The organism is Corallococcus sp. AB038B (assembly GCF_003668955.1).
Taxonomy (GTDB): domain Bacteria; phylum Myxococcota; class Myxococcia; order Myxococcales; family Myxococcaceae; genus Corallococcus; species Corallococcus exiguus.
Genome location: NZ_RAWO01000004.1, coordinates 114,754 through 130,392 on the forward strand (window position 1 = coordinate 114,754; position 15,639 = coordinate 130,392).

18 protein-coding genes are annotated in these 15,639 nt (G+C 67.1%); 8 read left to right on the forward strand and 10 right to left on the reverse strand.

Going from position 1 to position 15,639, the window contains the following annotated elements; translation table 11 throughout:
* Positions 1 to 142: 142 nt before the first annotated feature.
* The 3 genes from D7Y04_RS19750 to D7Y04_RS19760 are packed head-to-tail and all read left to right on the forward strand — an operon-like array spanning position 143 to position 1,672.
* Positions 143 to 496 carry a hypothetical protein gene (locus D7Y04_RS19750; RefSeq protein ID WP_121760317.1) on the forward strand — a complete coding sequence of 118 codons (354 nt, stop codon included), beginning with the start codon at positions 143 to 145 and terminating at the stop codon, positions 494 to 496.
* A 4-nt stretch (positions 497 to 500) separates the two neighbouring features.
* Positions 501 to 1,097, forward strand: coding sequence for a hypothetical protein (locus tag D7Y04_RS19755; RefSeq protein ID WP_121760318.1), 597 nt, complete (start codon positions 501 to 503; stop codon positions 1,095 to 1,097).
* The gene (locus D7Y04_RS19760) at positions 1,094 to 1,672 is read left to right on the forward strand and encodes a fimbrial protein (RefSeq protein ID WP_121760319.1); all 579 of its coding nucleotides are present in this window, start codon (positions 1,094 to 1,096) and stop codon (positions 1,670 to 1,672) included. The genes D7Y04_RS19755 and D7Y04_RS19760 overlap by 4 nt, the downstream gene beginning before the upstream one ends.
* 10 nt (positions 1,673 to 1,682) lie before the next feature.
* On the opposite strand, the gene D7Y04_RS19765 is transcribed toward D7Y04_RS19760, so the two are convergent.
* Positions 1,683 to 3,326, reverse strand: coding sequence for a ricin-type beta-trefoil lectin domain protein (locus D7Y04_RS19765; protein WP_158627558.1), 1,644 nt, complete (start codon positions 3,324 to 3,326; stop codon positions 1,683 to 1,685).
* Between the two features lie 244 nt (positions 3,327 to 3,570).
* Between D7Y04_RS19765 and D7Y04_RS19770 the strand changes: the two genes are divergently transcribed.
* From D7Y04_RS19770 to D7Y04_RS19785, 4 genes are all read left to right on the forward strand, one after another.
* Positions 3,571 to 4,680 carry a tetratricopeptide repeat protein gene (locus D7Y04_RS19770; RefSeq protein WP_121760321.1) on the forward strand — a complete coding sequence of 370 codons (1,110 nt, stop codon included), beginning with the start codon at positions 3,571 to 3,573 and terminating at the stop codon, positions 4,678 to 4,680.
* Positions 4,681 to 4,756: 76 nt separating this feature from the next.
* Positions 4,757 to 5,383, forward strand: a complete 627-nt coding sequence (locus tag D7Y04_RS19775) for an SRPBCC family protein (RefSeq protein WP_121760322.1) — start codon at positions 4,757 to 4,759, stop codon at positions 5,381 to 5,383.
* Positions 5,383 to 5,712, forward strand: coding sequence for a helix-turn-helix transcriptional regulator (locus D7Y04_RS19780; RefSeq protein ID WP_120565854.1), 330 nt, complete (start codon positions 5,383 to 5,385; stop codon positions 5,710 to 5,712). The genes D7Y04_RS19775 and D7Y04_RS19780 overlap by 1 nt, the downstream gene beginning before the upstream one ends.
* Positions 5,713 to 5,819: 107 nt before the next feature.
* The gene (locus D7Y04_RS19785; RefSeq protein ID WP_120594447.1) at positions 5,820 to 6,335 is read left to right on the forward strand and encodes an OmpA family protein; all 516 of its coding nucleotides are present in this window, start codon (positions 5,820 to 5,822) and stop codon (positions 6,333 to 6,335) included.
* A 90-nt stretch (positions 6,336 to 6,425) separates the two neighbouring features.
* Here D7Y04_RS19785 and D7Y04_RS19790 read toward each other — a convergent pair whose 3' ends face one another.
* A complete protein-coding gene (locus D7Y04_RS19790; RefSeq protein WP_121760323.1) occupies positions 6,426 to 7,241 on the reverse strand; it encodes a M57 family metalloprotease in 816 nt (271 codons plus the stop codon).
* Between the two features lie 181 nt (positions 7,242 to 7,422).
* Complete coding sequence (locus D7Y04_RS19795) at positions 7,423 to 8,448, reverse strand: methyltransferase (RefSeq protein ID WP_121760324.1); 1,026 nt, start codon at positions 8,446 to 8,448, stop codon at positions 7,423 to 7,425.
* Positions 8,449 to 8,524: 76 nt separating this feature from the next.
* Between D7Y04_RS19795 and D7Y04_RS19800 the strand changes: the two genes are divergently transcribed.
* On the forward strand, positions 8,525 to 9,262 hold the full coding sequence (locus D7Y04_RS19800) for a class I SAM-dependent methyltransferase (protein ID WP_121760325.1): 738 nt from the start codon (positions 8,525 to 8,527) through the stop codon (positions 9,260 to 9,262).
* A gap of 13 nt (positions 9,263 to 9,275) precedes the next feature.
* Here the strand turns inward: D7Y04_RS19800 and D7Y04_RS19805 are convergent, their stop codons facing one another.
* The 7 genes from D7Y04_RS19805 to D7Y04_RS19830 form a co-directional block, all read right to left on the reverse strand.
* Positions 9,276 to 9,845 carry an imm11 family protein gene (locus D7Y04_RS19805; protein ID WP_121760326.1) on the reverse strand — a complete coding sequence of 190 codons (570 nt, stop codon included), beginning with the start codon at positions 9,843 to 9,845 and terminating at the stop codon, positions 9,276 to 9,278.
* Between the two features lie 19 nt (positions 9,846 to 9,864).
* Positions 9,865 to 11,145, reverse strand: coding sequence for an AHH domain-containing protein (locus D7Y04_RS19810; RefSeq protein WP_366928143.1), 1,281 nt, complete (start codon positions 11,143 to 11,145; stop codon positions 9,865 to 9,867).
* A 303-nt stretch (positions 11,146 to 11,448) separates the two neighbouring features.
* Positions 11,449 to 13,140 (reverse strand): DUF4114 domain-containing protein, encoded by a 1,692-nt coding sequence (locus tag D7Y04_RS19815; protein ID WP_121760328.1) that lies wholly within the window; start codon positions 13,138 to 13,140, stop codon positions 11,449 to 11,451.
* 100 nt (positions 13,141 to 13,240) lie between these two features.
* On the reverse strand, positions 13,241 to 13,660 hold the full coding sequence (locus D7Y04_RS19820; protein ID WP_233601507.1) for a hypothetical protein: 420 nt from the start codon (positions 13,658 to 13,660) through the stop codon (positions 13,241 to 13,243).
* Positions 13,661 to 13,668: 8 nt separating this feature from the next.
* Positions 13,669 to 13,797: a hypothetical protein gene (locus tag D7Y04_RS46390; RefSeq protein WP_255428491.1), complete on the reverse strand. Its 129-nt coding sequence runs from the start codon at positions 13,795 to 13,797 to the stop codon at positions 13,669 to 13,671.
* 5 nt (positions 13,798 to 13,802) lie between these two features.
* The gene (locus D7Y04_RS19825; protein WP_121760329.1) at positions 13,803 to 14,630 is read right to left on the reverse strand and encodes a crotonase/enoyl-CoA hydratase family protein; all 828 of its coding nucleotides are present in this window, start codon (positions 14,628 to 14,630) and stop codon (positions 13,803 to 13,805) included.
* Positions 14,631 to 14,678: 48 nt separating this feature from the next.
* A complete protein-coding gene (locus tag D7Y04_RS19830; protein ID WP_121760330.1) occupies positions 14,679 to 15,635 on the reverse strand; it encodes a hypothetical protein in 957 nt (318 codons plus the stop codon).
* Positions 15,636 to 15,639: the final 4 nt, after the last annotated feature.

Consider the following 15,639-nt stretch of genomic DNA (forward strand, 5'->3'; position numbering starts at 1 on the left):
GCGGTGCGGGGAGGTGCTATCGCAGGGGGTCATGCGATCTCGCCTCTCGCTGCTCGTCCCACTGCTGCTCTGCGCGTGTGCAAGCGGTCCGTCACCGCGTGCGGAGGAACCCGGCGAGGAGCGCCTGCCGCCAAGGAGCCCCATGAATCCGGATGCCCCGTCCCTCAAGCGTGGTGAGGCGCTGTTGCGCCATGGCACCGGCAGCGACGCGGTCCTGCCGGCCGAGCCGGTCCCCACTGCCCAGGAACTCGGAGCCCTCGCGGGTTTCGGCCAGACCTGGACGTCGTGCTCGGCCCGAGCGTCGGTCTACCTGTTCGATAGCTACGGCGACGCGACCACGGCGGATGCGCGGCTGAGGAAACAGGTGCCCGAAGGGAAGCACGGTGCCGTGACGGTCAACGGTGACTGGCTGATATGGGCCACCGCCGATGCGACGGACGAGGCCGGCCGCGACGTCATCGAGCGGGTGGTCTCCACCTTCGCGGGCGAGGAGTGAGGCCGTGCATCAGGCGACAGGGAACAATGCGCTTCCTCCCATCGCGGGTGTTGTCTGGTACGCCATCGGGCGCTTCTACGAGGCGCTCGATGGCACGGTGCAGGACGTGGGCTACTTCGCGCACCTGGGGGGCGTGGAGGGGCCGCTCTTCAACGGGCCACCGGGGGAGGCCACGGCCTTCTTCACCTTCCGCGCCGAGCCCTTCACGCCCCAGCACCTGACCAACGGCGACCTCACGGTGTCGCTGGATCCGGTGGGCCGCTTCACCCTGTATTTCAACCCGGAGCCCCGCGGAGACTTCTCCGCGCCGGAGAGCTTCGCGGTAGGCCAGCCCATCGCGACGCTCCAGCGCCTCTCCACGGTGGTCGGGACCGCGGTGGGGCCGCTCTCCAGCAACCTCTTCTCCGCGGTGCTGTGCTCCAGCGAGGACTTCATCTTCCGGGGCCGGACGTGGAACCTGGGGTGCTTCCTGCCTCGCGGCATCACCCAGCTGGGAACCGGAAGCACCGCCGCGCTTCAGCCGACGCCCGCGGGCTACCGGAGCGTCACGGCCTTCGTCGGCTCGGCGATGGCGCTGGGGGGCGAAGTGCGCGCGCCATGAGCTCCCGCCGGAAGTGGTTCTTCACCGTCCTCGGCCTGCTGGCCTGCTCGTGCCTGGGCATGGTCGCCATCAACACGGTCCGCAACTTCGTCCGGTTCGGCCAGCGCGCCAAGGCAGCGGAGTGCAAGTCGAACCTGAAGGCCTGGTACGCGCTCCAGCGGCGCCACTATCAAGACACGCGGACCTACGAGCCAGTCTTCGCGAAGGTGGGCTTCGCGCCCGAGCGGGACAACCGCTACGCGTACTTCGCGGGCCGGGGACCGATGGAGGTTCGCGACCAGGAGCGAAGCGAGGTCCCTGACGGAGCGGTGTCCATCGGCGTGGACACCTTCCGGTTCACCTCCTTGCGCCCCCTCGACGTGGAGGCGCTGCCTCCGTCATTGAAGGCCCGGCTCGGCGTCTCCGGCACATGCCCCGCCTGCGCCATCACCCTGGCGTGCGTGGGGAACACCGACGACGACGCGACCCTGGATGTCTGGGTGCTCTCCACCGGCCCCCTGGACCTTCACGACGTGGACGGAGACCCCGCCGAGCCCGGGGCCCCCGTGCAGTTGGTGGACGACACGAGGGGCTGATACCTGGCCGCTACAGTTTCAGCCAGCGCTGAGCCAGGCTGAAGTTGCAATCCCAGATCTGCGTGGCGGCCCCCGGCTCCGAGCTCGCGTTGGAGACGTCCAGGCACCGGTCGACGGCGATGTTGCTGACCATCATTCCGAGCTCAGGGAAGAACTGCCAGTGCTGGGCGAAACTGTCATTGCAGGTATAGATCTGCACCCGGGTGCCCTCGGCGGTGTCGCCGTTCCTCACGTCCAGGCAGAAGGACGGGTTGACGCCGCTGCGCACCTCGCCGTTGGATGCGAAGTACCACTGCTGGCCGACTTCGTCGTTGCAGTCGAAGGACATGGTGCCCGTGCCATTGGCCGCGGTGTCGTTCCACACGTCCAGGCAGCGGTTCCAGTGCACGGCGCTGCGCAGCCGGACGAAGCGTTGCCACTTCTGCGCGTTGTTGCCCGAGCAGGTCCAGATCTTCACCCGGGCCCCGCTGGCGGTGCTGGCGTTGTGCAGGTCCAGGCACTGGGTCGGGTCCAGCGCGGTGCGCAGCTCTTCCCCGACCGGGGGACGCGTCCACCGCTGCCGGGTGCTGCCGTCGCACGGGGCAATCACCACGGAGGCGCCCTGGAGGGGTTCGCCGGTGTTCACGCTCAGGCAGTAGTTCGTGTCCAGGCCGGTGCGGACCTCGCCGTTCGGCATCATGTACCAGACCTGTGCCGTGGACGGGCCGCACGCGTAGCTCCACACGGGGTTGCCGTTGGCCACGATGCCGTTCTGCACGTCCAGACAGCGGGTGCCCGCCGCCGCGGGACGCAGGCGGACGCGCTCGGCGTACATCGCGTTGACGTCCGCGATGTCGGTGGCGGAAAGGGCGTTGCGCTGGGTGCTGAACAGGGCCCCATTCGTCAGCGTCAGGGTCGGCAGCCCGTTGGCGGAGAAGGCATAGGGGTCGTACTGCATGATGGAGCCCGTGTCGTAGGGTCCCACGTCGAAGCCGTGCTCGCCGGTCTCCACGTACGTCTGGAAGTTGAACTCGTGACCGGACTGGATGTTGGCCCAGTGGACCGTCAGCGCCGAGTCCCGGTCGTACCGGCTCTGCTGGTGGAACAACCCCGCGGCGTGGCCAATCTCATGGATGGTGTTGCCCGTGGAGCAGCCATCCGCGAGCACGACCAGCTGCTCGCCGCCAATGCGCCCGAGATGGGCCGCACAGCCGCTGCCCCGCGTGAAGCGGACGTAGTCGGTCTGCGCGGTGCGGGCGCCAAAGCGCATGGGCGTGCGCGCCTGCCAGTGCGCGATGGCGTCGAGCACCCGCTGCGGGTTGGGGACGTCCGGGTCGATGACAAACGGAATGAACGAGTCCGGCCAGCGATACTGGGTCCACAGCTGGATGGCGCCCTTCGCGCTGCGGGTCCCATGGTCCTGGGCGCGGACCAGCATGTCGCCCTCCAGGACGGCGGTGTCGCCGAAGCGTTCGTAGGAGAGCTCCTTCTCGCCGCCAGGCAGGGCGACGATGCCGCGGACGACCTTTCCCTGCTGGCCGGGAAACGCCAGCTCGGTGGCGAAGCCAGGCTCGGGGGCGCGCGGGGCTGGGGCCTCCGCGGTGGGACCACAGCCGGAGAACAGCAGGCCCAATGCCCATGACAATGAAAGACACAGTCTGCTCGAAATCTTCATGATGCCCCCCAAGGGTTCGAGATGCGCTGCATATACGTGCGCCATCGCAATTCCTGGTCACGAGCTCCTGCTCGAAGTCGGGGGGGCGGTGGCGCCTCAGAAATCTGTCGTTCGCTCCCGGCTGTGTGGAGCCGGCCGACACGAGGGACGGACGCTCATGCGCGAACCATGATGAAGGCATGTGGGGCGGGTGACGCGGAGCGAAGGAGCAGGCGTACGATGATCACGCCCAGAAAGGCGGACCATGCATCGCACCTTCCTCTTCCTGCTGCTGCCGCTCACCTTCGGCTGTGCCTCGACACCAGCCACCCCTCGCGGCTCCGCGCCCGTGCAGGTGGCACCCGCGGAGAAGAAGGGCCTGCTTTCGCTGCAGCAGATCCTCCAACGCATGGAGGCTTCGCCCGTGAAGTACGAGCTGGGCGAGAAGGACTCCCCGCCGGACGGATGGGCTGACACGCTCTGGTCCCAGCGGATCGCGCCGCTGCCCTATGCGCGAGTCGTGAGGGAAGGGGGCTCGGCCACCCTCGCGCCGCCACACGAGACCCCCGAGTCAGAGCGCCTGCTCGCGGAGGCCGAGCCGCACTTCGAGGCCAACCGCTTCGACGAGGCCGCGAAGTTGTACACGCGCGCCACCGAGGCCTGTCCGAAGTGCGCGAACGCCTGGATCTTCCGAGGCGACGCGGCGCTCTTCGCCGACAAACCAGAGGAGGCGCTCGGCTACTACCGCAAGGCAGCCGAGCTCAACCCCGACGACTACCGCGGGCACTTCTTCCAGGGACACGCGTTGGCGCGGCTGGGGCGGCGTGCCGAGGCCCGCGAGGCCTTCGCCTCCGCGCTGGTGCTCAATCCGCGCCTGCCCACGCTGCGCAAGCTGCTCGCGACGAATCCCCGGTTCGGGCTCGTCATCACTCCAGACGTGGTGGTGCCGCGCGGCATGGCCGAGCGCACGGAGAGCGGCGTGGCGGCGAGGTACGACGGTCACTACGGCACCGCGTGGCTCGCGTTCGCGGCGTGCAAGGCGCTGTGGCTGGGGGAACCCTCGCATCGCAAGGAGATGACGGGCAGCGACAGTGACACCCAATTCACGTCCACCGAGGAACTCGAGTGCCTGAGCGCCGCGCTCACGGGCTACGAGGTTGCGAAGCAACAGAAGGACGCGGACGCGGACACGACGATTCCTGACAAGGGCCTGGAGCGCCTGGAGCGCATCGTCGAGGCCGGGATGGTCGACATGCTCGTGCTCTTCGAGCTCGCCTCGCGCGTCCATCCGCAAGCGACGTTGACGATGAGCGATGACGCGCGCCAGCGCCTGCGCGCCTACGTCCTCGAGTTCGTCCTGCTGGAGAAGGACTGACGGCCTGGAGTCATATTAGAATTGACTAATATGAGCGCGGACTGTAGTGACTTTCGTGAACGGAGGAGGTCCGCACATGCTTCACACCCTGATTGGCGCCCAGTTCCGCACCTGCGTTGAACGTGACTACGAAGGCAAGCCTGCCCACGTGGTCGTCGCGCAGCGCGTGTACCCCACGAACATCGAGGACCTGTGGGACGCGGTCACCAACGCCGAGCGCATCCCGCGTTGGTTCGCGCCCGTCGAGGGGCAGCTGCAGAAGGGCGGCCGCTATCAGATCAAGGGGAACGCGGGCGGGACCATCACCCGGTGCGACAAGCCCTCGGCGTTCGATCTGACCTGGGAGATGAACGGCGGCATGAGCTGGGTGACCATCCGCCTGGCGCCGGAAGGGAAGGGCACGCGGTTGACGCTCGAGCACATCGTGCACTCGGCGGACGTGGAGCAGTTCTGGAGCCAGTTCGGTCCTGGCGCCACGGGCGTGGGCTGGGATTTGAGCTTCCTGGGCCTGGGCATGTACCTGGAGACGGGCAAGGACGTGGCCGCGGAGGCCGCCGCGTCCTGGGGGACTTCCGACGAGGCGAAGACCTTCATGCGCGCGAGCGCCCAGGCCTGGGCCGACGCCCACGTGGCGGGCGGAGAGGCGCCGGACGTGGCACGCGGGATGGCCGAGCGCACGGCCGCGTTCTATACAGGGGGCTGATGCACGCCTTCGACGTCCTCGGCGATCCGGTCCGCCGCCGCATCCTGGAGCTGCTCGCGGAAGGCGAGCACGCTTCGGGCGAGGTCGTGGAAGTGATCCAGCGTGAGTTCGGCATCACGCAGTCCGCTGTCTCGCAGCACCTGAAGGTCCTGCGGGACAACGGCTTCGCGACGGTGCGGGTGGATGGCGCCCGGCGTCTGTACGCCGTGGACGCCGCGCCGCTGGCGGAGGTGGACGCCTGGTTGGACCGCTTCCGTGCGTTCTGGACGCCGAAGCTGGACGCCCTGGCTACAGAAGTCGCGCGGGGAAAGAAAAAGAGGGGCGAGTAGGCAGCGGGCGCCCCCACGGCCCACGCCGTGTCACTGGACGCGGCGCGCTGCCCTCGGCAGCGTCTGGCTCCGGCTCCCTTCCCCCTGGAGCCCAAGGAGTCCCAAGGATGAAGCTCAAGGCGCTCTGCATCGCCGTATCGCTGCTGGCTGTCCCGGGCGTAGCCACCGCGCAAGGCGCGCTGGATTCGCTCAAGAAGGCCGCGGGCGACGCCGGCAAGTCCACCGTGGAGAAGCGCGTCAACACGAAGCTCACGGACGAGGGCCGCAAGAATCAGTGCAGCTTCAAGACGGGCACCGCCGAGCTGGCCCCCGGCTGCGACGCGAAGCTCAAGAAGCTCACCAACGCCCTCGTGGACGCGAAGAAGCAGCTCGTCGCCGCCGGCGTCAAAAGCTACAAGTTCGAGGTCTCCGGCCACACCGACTCGACGGGTGACGCCGCGAAGAACAAGACGCTCAGCGAGCAGCGCGCGGAGGCCATCGTCAAGGAGCTCGTCGCGCGAGGCATCCCCCGCGGCGAAATCACCGCGGTAGGCCTTGGCTCCGAGCGCATGCTGGTGAAGCCGGACAACACCGAGGCGAAGAAGGCGCAGAACCGCCGCTACGAGCTCCAGGTCCGGCTGTAATCCGTGTCTGTCTGACGGAGGGCGGCGGCGGTGGCGCCGCCCATCCTCATTCGCTGAACGACCCGGGGAGCGGCCCGGGTCGGACCGTTGTCACGGGGCGGGATAGAGGGCGTTCAACGCCGTGATGTCGCTCGCCGTGAATTCGCCCGTCGCGCTGGAGGGCGCGCAGGAGTTCATGAGGGAGCCGAGTGGCACGGCGGTCGTCGGCGTCCCGGTGATGTGGATGGCTCCCACGGTGCCTCCGGTGCCCTCGTTGCCGCCAGTCCCGCAACTGATGCTCCGGTTGTAGTAGTCCGAGTGGCGAAGCCCGATGGCGTGGCCAATCTCGTGCGTAATGATGTGCTTGATCATGTTGCTGGAGAGCTGCGCGACTCCCGCGTCAATGGCGATCCGGGCCCCCGGCTTGCCCCCCGAGGGGAAATCGGTGCTTGCAGTCGGGCCTCCGGGCGACACGGGATTGATCACCAGGTCGATGAAAGCGTAGGGAGGGTGGGGCGGGCAGTTGGGGTCAAGCTCGCATGGATTGGATTCGAGCGCGAAGTCGATGCCGAAAGACAGGTCATTGTAGTTCGCGATCGCCTCCACGAGCCCTTGGCGAATCTTCACGGGAATGGACGACGATGGCCTGATCTTGATGATCTGGATCTGGGTGGATACGACATTGTTGGTTCGATACTGCTCCTGGCGGGTGTTGCCTGTCTCGAGCATCTCTCGCGACGCATCCAGGCTCACCGCCGCGTCGCCACCCACGTAGACGACTCCATCGACGACCCGGGTGTCGCTGACCGGAAACCCAGCCTTCGAGAGGTTCTCAAGGATCTCCCGCGTACCCTCCGTGTCTCTCGAAGCGCCGCCGCAGCCCAACACCCAGGCGCAGCAGAGCAATGCGATTGCCGTTCTGGTCATCCGCGACTCCATGCAAGTGTTTGAGGTCTGGAACGTGAAGGTTCCGTCCGGGGTGGGTTACCCCATGTGGAGCCTAAGGCAGACTTCACTGGAGGTAAAGACAGTCAGGAGTCTGGAGGGGCCCATGGGCGGTCAATGATTGACAGGGTTGGAATAATCCACCCGTGGGCCGCGGCATCACTCAGGCCTTCACCACATCGAGGATGCTGGTCCCGCTCTGGGTGGGGATGAGGCGCTGGACCTTCCAGCCGGTCGCGCTGAGCAGTGCCTGGAACTCGTTGTAGGTGCGCTCGCGTCCGTTGGCGACCACCAGCATGTTGAGGTCCATCAGGTGGGTGATGTCGGGCGTCCGGTTGTCCGGAATCACCATCTCCACCACGAAGAGCCGGGCCGCTGCGGGGGCCGCCTCATGGAGCCGGCGCAGGAGGGTGGTGCAGGCGTCATCCTCCCAATCGTGGAGGATGTGCTTGAGCAGGTAGGCATCGGCTGCCGGCATACCGGGCTCGAAGAAGTTCCCGGTCACCACGTCCACCCGGTTGGCGATGCCCCGGGACTCCAGGACGGGTTTCGCGCTTTCGGCGACCTGGGGCAGTTCGAAGAGGATGCCCCGGCAGGAGGGATGGGCGCGCAGCACCTGCGCCAGGAGGTCTCCGTGGCTGCCTCCAATGTCCGCCACGCGGGCGAAGGGGGAGAAGTCGACGTGCCGGGCCACCTGGCTGGCGACCATCTCGGACCAGTCCCCCATGGACCGGGCGAAGTGCTCCGCCTCGTCGGGGTTCTTGGCGAAGTGCGCCCAGATGTCGGAGCCCAGCGCGGCCTGGATGGGAGAGCTCCCGGTGCGAATCGCCTCGGGGAGGCGCCCCCAGGGCAGCCAATGGGACGGGCTGGCCTGGATGATGGCCAGCTCCCGCAGTGAGCCCGGCACGTTCGAGCACAGCCCCTCGCCCATCGGCGTCAGGGCGAAGGTCCGCTCGGCGAAGGCCACGAAGATGCCCGTGGCGAGGCCGGCGCGCATCAGCCGGAACAAGGCGTCGGGGTGGACGCCCAGCTGGGTCGCCAGCGAATCACTGTCGCGGGCCCCTCCCTCGAGCAGGTCCGCGATTCCCAGGCGGGCCACGGTGCCAATGACCTGGGTGCGCCAGTAGCTGGTGATCGCCAGGTGGAGCTGCTGCGTGGGGGACGGACTCTCGCCAGTCATGTTTTCCATGGCGCGAGTCTAACGCCGGGATCCCCGGAGTAGGCTCTTTCCGTGTGAAGGCGGATGCCAGGAAAGGTCGTGCGGAATGTCGGCGCAATACGATGACATTGGCGTGAAGGTGGCGGACTGGGATGTCCTCCCGGTGCGTTCGGAGTACATCGAAGGCCACACGTTCTTCCAAGCGCTCGGCTCCGTGAAGGGGCAGTCCGTCCTGGACCTGGCCTGTGGTGACGGGCTGTACACGCGGCAGTTCCAGGCGCGGGGAGCTCAGTGGGTGGCCGGCGTGGACATCTCGGAGGAGATGATTCGCGCAGCCCGGCAGCACGAAGTAGCCCAACCCCTGGGAATCGAGTACCACGTGTCGGACGTGGCGGACATGGCGCCGCTGGGTGTCTTTGATTGCGTGACGGCCGTCTATCTCCTGCACTACGCGAACTCGCCCGAACACCTGCTGCGCATGTGCCGGAACATCCACGCCCACCTGAAGCCCGGGGGCCGCTTCGTCACGTACACCTTCAACCCCGGGTTCAGCGCGAAGGGGCCGAACAGCACGCGCTACGGCATCACGATGTTGGACTTCCCGGAGTCACCCCGGGAAGGAGAGGCCATCTCCGCGCGGTTGCACACGAAGACGCCCTTCACCATCCACTTCTCCCACTGGAGCCGGGACACGTACGAGAGCGCGCTGCGCGAGGCGGGCTTCCATCAGCTCACTTGGATGCGCCCGGAGTGCTCCCCCGAGGGCATTGCCCGGTATGGCCAGGAGTTCTGGCAGGACTACCTCGACAACCCGCACGCGGTCGCATTGAGCTGCGAGCGGTGAGCTCCCTCTGCCACTAAACCGCTTCAAACTTCGTTCCCGTGGCGCCCATTCGCTCAAGTGCGTCGCGGATTTCCTCTCGGACGATCAACGCGATGGGCCAGCCCCAGGTGCGGAACACCTTCGCGTCACCTACCTGCGAAGCGTCAATCCGCATTCCCCAAACGTCTCGGTACTTTCCAACCTTCTCGGGGCGTCCGTCCTCCGGCGTCCACTTCTGAAATTCCTCGGTGGCCTTCTCGTCAATGCACTGAATGAGTTGGGTCGACACGAGAATGAAGAACGGCTCATGGTGGCCCTCTATCTCCACGGGCAGGGTCTGCACTTCCTCGGGGGCGAGCTCCATGAGCGCGGAGGCCACTCGGGCGTGGACCACCGGGGCCGCGAACGCCGCTAGTGAGAAGTCGAGCGCCCTACCGGGTACATCCACGGGAAGCTTCAATCGTCCCAGGTCTGGAAGTTGCTGGCCCCGATAGAACATCCAGGGGTCGTCCACCTCCCGGCCTTGAGCGTCGGTGGGAGTGCCGAGCACCCACCGGCCTGGAATGGTCATGTCGTCGCTCAGGTCGAAGTAGCGCCTTACCATGTGAGCCCTTGTCGTGATCTTAGGTGCCGGTGACCAGCTTATTCAGCTGGGTGCCCGGAGTGGCAATTTGCTCCCCCAACCGGCCGAGTTCGGCTGTCAGCGCTTCGCGGCATTGCTGCATTGTGCGACACCCTTCTGTTGCGTCATACAGGCGGCGGAGAACGCGTTGATGGTATGCCTGTGGGTGGGGCCCCTTGTGACCTTTGACGCGGACGATGTTCGCTGGGTCGTCCAGCGACATGCCCGCCTTATCGAAGATCCTCTGGAACTTGGGTGACCACGGGCCTTCATTGTTCGTGGCCTTCCACCACTTGTTCGTGGCGATGTGGTGGTCGTGGCCCTCCGCGTCCACCGGGGCGGCAGCCGTGCCCCCCATGGCCCGTGCCGTCATGGCCACCGCATTGGGGGCGAGTGCCACCGTGACGGCCTCGCCCGTCACCGCCACCGCTCCGACTTCGCCCACGGCGGCAAGGCGGATACCCGCGCGGCCCCCGGCCATCGCCGCCGCCTGGGCGGAACCGGGCAGCGTCGGCACCTTCGAGGCGAAGCCCGCAGCCGTGTTCCCGATGGCCACCGTCGCCAGCAGCGCGAAGGCTCGCGCCGCGTTCCGGCCCATCACCTTGCCGTAGCGCTCACCCGCGTCGCGTAGCTCGTCGAACGTGGTGGCCCGGTCCGCCTCTTCCACCAGCCGTTTGAAGCCCACTATCAGCGTCCAGAAGGTGTCCACCCCGAGGTAGACAATGGCTGTCGCCGTCATCACCGCAGCCAGGCCCTTGCTCACGGGTTCGGGCACAGACCAGAGGACCAGATAGAGGGTCATGGTCCACAGCGCCGCCGAGAGCGCCGCGTGCGGGTCGGCCATGCCTTTGAAGGCATCCAGCATCTCGTCCAGGACAACACCTTGAGCCATGGCCATGGCCAGCGCATAGCGCCCGTCTCCGGTGACGATGGGACTCTCCGCCAGCAAGTGCAGACAGTCCCCCTTGCGCCCGGTGCGTTCGCACCAACGCAGATATGCCCGCGTCAGCTCCACGTCCGCTGGCGGCATGTCGGAAGCCAGTGCAGCCCCCTCCAGTGGCGTCATCTGCCGGGTGCGCGGATCGAAGAGGTACGTGCCGCCTCGGGCGTCCACGCCCATCAAGCGCCGCGAGGCCTGCTGGGGATTGGCCGGGAGCCTCACGTCCCGCGCCAGCTTCGCCACGGCCGCTTTGAACTCGCGCCGCTCCACCTCCACCGGCCCGGCTTCGCCGCTGCGAGGCTTGAAGACGACTGGCGGCCCCTGGCCCGTTTCCAAGCGCACCACGCGCCCTGAGGCACAGCCTGTCAGCCAAACCAGCAGGAGTAGCGCGACAGCGCGATGTACCCTCATCAAGTCCCCCCAGCGGGCAAGAGCTTCATCCTCCAGGGCGAGGCAGAGCCACGACCAGAACCCAGGGGATCGGGCCGCCCCGAGCGCCACCTCATGGTGTGGCCATCCCGGCCGCTCAGCCGAGGCGACAAGTTCCCTGACACAGGGGGAATCCCGGCAGGCCTCGCGCGCCTCAGCGCCCCTGGCTCCGGGGCGGGCGGCGTTTCTGGTGCCGCTCCGCCATTCAGGACGGAATCAGGGGGACAGGGGAGCGAAGATGTAACCCACGTCCACGTTGGAGATCGTGGGCAGGCAGGTGGGGCTCGCCCCGATGACGGTGGCCTTCCAGCAGGGCTGGTTGCCCGGGGTGCTGGAGACATCGAGGAGGACCTCCTGCGCTCCCGTCGGGAACGTCACCGGCCGCCAGGAGGGCGTGTGGTTAATGATGCAGGAGTACGAGTCGCAGATGCGGCAGTCCGTGGCCACCGCGTAGGTGATGGCGGCACTGGCCTCACAGCCGGAGCCCAGCACGTCATCCTTGCGGAAGCGCATCTGGGAAATGGTGCACGACAGATCTGGCATCAAGACGCTGGGATACAGCACGTGCGACCGCGCCTCGTTGGTCGTGTCGCCCCGGAACTGGAAGACGGCGTCGTTGAAGTCCCGGTCACCGCCTCCGTTGAGGTCCTCGAAGGCCAGGAGCCAGTTCTGGGGTGTGCCGCTGGGAGCGCCCAGGATGGCGTGTGGCATGTTGCCGTTGCCAGAGACAGCAACCGAGGCGGCTTCCATGGGGAGCGAGGTGTTCCCATAGGGCGCTGTCCCGAGCTGGGTCAGGGCCTCCGCGTCCAGCCACCCGCACAGGTTCTGGCCCGTGGCCGCGATGGAGCAAGCGCCATCGAGTGGATGGGGCATCTCAGGGCTGCAGTATTCCGAGTACGCGCACCCGATGTTGCGGGTCGCGACAGGCGTCTGGCCCACGGGGTCCTGGTCCAGGTTCCACTTCGACCTGGAGAAGAACACCGAGGTGGAGGTCTTCAGGTGCAGGGTGCACTGTCCGTTGGCCGCCTTGCGCAGACACGGATACACCCGGCTCTCGTAGGGGCTGTGGACGGAGTCGTTCTCGACGACCAGGAAGAAGACCAGCTCCCGCCCTGCTTCGATGGTTCCCAGGTCCACCGTCTGGCCAGACGCCGGGAAGAAGACGGGGTGACCCAGGCCCAGGAAGTTGTTCGAGGCGTGGGCGGGCTCCAGCAGGTTGGGCAGCCGCGCGAAGAGCCCCTTGTCCGAATAGCCAGTGCGCGGGACCGCGAGTGCGTTGCTCCCCACGACGTCGATTCGAACGTTGGCATGGTTGCCAGGAGTCGCGTCCTCCAAGAGGACGCCTGATGTGAATGCGCTGGTACAGGACTCGTTGAGCGCCAGCTCGGGCTGGTTGTAGGTGAAGCCTCCCGAGCTGAAAGTCCGGTTACAGCGCCGGGTCGTGCCGATGTAGGGCCGGGCCTGTGAGCCCGTGGCGGGGGCCAGATTGTAGAGATCCTCGTGCAGGTCCGTGATGCCATTGCCATTGAGATCCAGCAGCTTGCCGTCCACTCCGAGGTAGCCCCGTGTCATGAGTTCATCCACGTAGAGGTATCCAAGGGATGGGCGCGCGCCGGAGGTGTCATGCACATACGTGGCGGTCAGCCGCTGGGCCACCGGGAGCACGATGTGTTCCGCGGACGTGAGCGCCAGCGGCGGCGTGGCGCTCAGTGTCTGCTGCGGCGTGAGATCCATTTGATGCAGGAATTGGAAGGACTCAGCCACGAAGGGCGGAACATAGTCGGCCTCCAGGTCGAGGTTGTAGCAATTGCTCTGCGGCGTGGAAGCACTGGCGGGGCCTGGGAAGGCCACGGAAAGCAAGGTGCTCCCGGCCATCAAGCCCAGGAGGTGAAGGGAAGGCAGACGCATGAAGAGACCCCCGGATCCCAGATGTTGGAGGAAACCAACAGGCTGGATCGCGCGCGCAGCCTAATGAACGGTGTGCCCTTCCGCGAGAAGGGGCGCCGGCTCACTTCGCCTTGATGAAGAACCGGCGCTCCGGCCACCAGTCGAAATGCCCCCGACTGCGTGAGAAGAAGATGCCGCGGTTGGCATCCAGGATCTTCTCCCAGACACTGCCGCCGTCCTTCTTCTTGAGTTCGCCCGTCGGCTTGCCCAGGAGCTTCGTCGCCGTGAAGTCGTTCACGCCCGAGGGCAGCTTGAACGCTAGCGGACCGTCGTCGTTCTTGCCGAGATGCACTTCGCGGATCACACCGCCGCGGCCGACACTGACGGTGATGCCGCGCTTCGCGTCCTTCAGCTTTCCCTGGGTCTTGGGCAGCTTCGTCGGCAGCTTCAGCTTCTTCAACTCCGCCGGGAGCTTCGCGTCACTCACATGCCTGCCGAGCAGCGACACCCGCCCGCGCGGAAGGGACGCGAGCTTCTTCACGCCCGCGCTCACCACGTGCGCGGGCGTGGTGAGCGCTGGTAGGTCCGCACGTTGAACTTCGCGGGCTTCGGCGCCTGGACCTGCTCCTTCGCAAGCCACGTGCGCAGTGTCTCGCGCTCGTGGCCCTGGAATGCCATTTTCCTCAGCGCCCCTGGAACTTGGGCGGACGGCGCTCGGCGAAGGCGGAGAAGGCCTCCGTCAAATCCAGTGACTGGAGGAACGCCGAGTTCCACACCGCCACGTAGCGCAGCCCGTCCGTGATGGACTTGTCCGCGCAGTACTCCATCACCTGCTTGGCGCCCTGGACCACCAGCGGCGGGTTGTCCGCGATGCGCCTCGCCGTCGCCCGCGCCTCCGTGAGCAGGGCCTCGGGGGAGGGGAAGACCTCGTTGACCAGGCCCATGCGCAGCGCGCGCGCCGCGTCCACGTCACCGCCTGTGTAGGCCAGCTCTCGCGTGTTCCCCTCGCCAATGATGCGCGGCAGCCGCTGCAGCGCGCCCAGGTCCGCGACGATGCCGACCTTCACCTCGCGCAGGGAGAACTTCGCCTCCTGCGAGCAGTACCGGAAATCACACGCGGCGATGAGGTCCATGCCCCCGCCAATGCACCAGCCGTGCACCGCGGCGATGACGGGCTTCCTGCACCGGGCCATTCCTTCCGTGGCCTGCTGCATCTCTCCAATCAGCTTGAGCAGCCGGCTGCGCTCCAGCGCCAGGTTGCTCTCTCCGGTGAGCAGCGGCCCCAGGGACTCCATCATCCCCATCAGGTCCAGGCCGTAGGTGAAGTTCTGCCCCTCACCGCGCACCAGCAGCACGCGCACGTCGTCGTCGGCGTCCAGCGCTCGGAGCGCCTCGGGCATCTCCCGCCAGAAGTCGGGGCCCATGGCGTTGCCCTTGCCCGGGCCGGTGAGCACCAGCTCGGCGATGCCGTCGGCCTTCTCGATGCGCAGTGACTTGTACGTGCCGTCCATCCGTTCCCTCCCAGCGAAGTGAGCGGACGGCACTTGAGCAGATGCCGCTCAGGCGGGCCAGAACCGGTGGCACTCCGCGCTCCATTCGGCATGGCGGGCGCGGCCGGACATCCAGGTCTTGTAGCGGTACTCATGGCGGCTGCGCTTCTGGAAGTAGAAGGACCAGCGCCCCGACTCCCGCACCCCGAACACGGTGCCGAACTGCATCAGCTCGTCCTGGTCCACCTTCCAGAACGACCGGAAGCCATGCGTGCCCACGTCGTACCAGGGGGCGCCGCTCACGCCGCGCTCGTATTCCAACTGGGCGGTGCCCGCCGTGCTCAGCATGCCGGGCATGTAGTCATGCATCGACGCGGAGGCCGACGACTGCTGGCTGCCGCCCAGGGTCCTCCGGGCTGCGTTGAAGCGGGCCTCCATGACCTGGACCTTCGCCTGATACCTCGCCGCGTCGTTGGGCGCGTTCGCTCCCGCCGAGTTCGCGTTCAGGTGGTACACCGTCGGCGAGGCGGGGTCTCCGGTGACGAAGATGGAGCACCCCTGGAGGGCGGCGGTGACGAAGTAGTTCGCGTGCGAGCCCAGCCGCACGCAGTGGGTGCTGTCGAAGCCCCAGTGCAGGTAGTAGATGTCGAAGGACTGCGCGACCACGGGGCCGCCCACCACCAGGGCCAGCAGGTTGTGGTCCCCGTTGAACATGACGCCGGTGCCCGGCTCGGTGATGGGGTTGGTGTTCTCCGACAGCTCAACGGCCTCGTGCAGCGCCCCGCTGAGCACACAGCCCTGCGTGTCGTAGACCGTGGCCTCCAGTCCGTGCGGGTCCAGGTTGCGCTCGTGCATCAGGCGCTTCAATCCGACGAGCGACCGCTGCTGGGACGGCGGCGCCGGCACCGTGAGGGACGGGAAGACGGCCTGCTTCGAGGCCTTCTTCACCAGGTCTTGCGGCTTGTAGAGGGGAACGAGCGCCAGGGGCCATCCTCCGGATTGGGGGCCGCGCGAGCATAGCGCCATCGGC

Excerpts from the sequence above, each read along its gene's own strand:
- D7Y04_RS19750 (WP_121760317.1), top strand. The coding sequence starts at position 143 with ATGAATCCGGATGCCCCGTCCCTCAAGCGTGGTGAGGCGCTGTTGCGC.
- D7Y04_RS19760 (WP_121760319.1), top strand. The coding sequence starts at position 1,094 with ATGAGCTCCCGCCGGAAGTGGTTCTTCACCGTCCTCGGCCTGCTGGCC.
- D7Y04_RS19765 (WP_158627558.1), bottom strand. The coding sequence starts at position 3,326 with ATGAAGATTTCGAGCAGACTGTGTCTTTCATTGTCATGGGCATTGGGC.
- D7Y04_RS19770 (WP_121760321.1), top strand. The coding sequence starts at position 3,571 with ATGCATCGCACCTTCCTCTTCCTGCTGCTGCCGCTCACCTTCGGCTGT.
- D7Y04_RS19775 (WP_121760322.1), top strand. The coding sequence starts at position 4,757 with ATGCTTCACACCCTGATTGGCGCCCAGTTCCGCACCTGCGTTGAACGT.
- D7Y04_RS19780 (WP_120565854.1), top strand. The coding sequence starts at position 5,383 with ATGCACGCCTTCGACGTCCTCGGCGATCCGGTCCGCCGCCGCATCCTG.
- D7Y04_RS19785 (WP_120594447.1), top strand. The coding sequence starts at position 5,820 with ATGAAGCTCAAGGCGCTCTGCATCGCCGTATCGCTGCTGGCTGTCCCG.
- D7Y04_RS19790 (WP_121760323.1), bottom strand. The coding sequence starts at position 7,241 with ATGACCAGAACGGCAATCGCATTGCTCTGCTGCGCCTGGGTGTTGGGC.
- D7Y04_RS19795 (WP_121760324.1), bottom strand. The coding sequence starts at position 8,448 with ATGGAAAACATGACTGGCGAGAGTCCGTCCCCCACGCAGCAGCTCCAC.
- D7Y04_RS19800 (WP_121760325.1), top strand. The coding sequence starts at position 8,525 with ATGTCGGCGCAATACGATGACATTGGCGTGAAGGTGGCGGACTGGGAT.
- D7Y04_RS19805 (WP_121760326.1), bottom strand. The coding sequence starts at position 9,845 with ATGGTAAGGCGCTACTTCGACCTGAGCGACGACATGACCATTCCAGGC.
- D7Y04_RS19815 (WP_121760328.1), bottom strand. The coding sequence starts at position 13,140 with ATGCGTCTGCCTTCCCTTCACCTCCTGGGCTTGATGGCCGGGAGCACC.
- D7Y04_RS46390 (WP_255428491.1), bottom strand. The coding sequence starts at position 13,797 with ATGGCATTCCAGGGCCACGAGCGCGAGACACTGCGCACGTGGCTTGCG.
- D7Y04_RS19825 (WP_121760329.1), bottom strand. The coding sequence starts at position 14,630 with ATGGACGGCACGTACAAGTCACTGCGCATCGAGAAGGCCGACGGCATC.
- D7Y04_RS19830 (WP_121760330.1), bottom strand. The coding sequence starts at position 15,635 with ATGGCGCTATGCTCGCGCGGCCCCCAATCCGGAGGATGGCCCCTGGCG.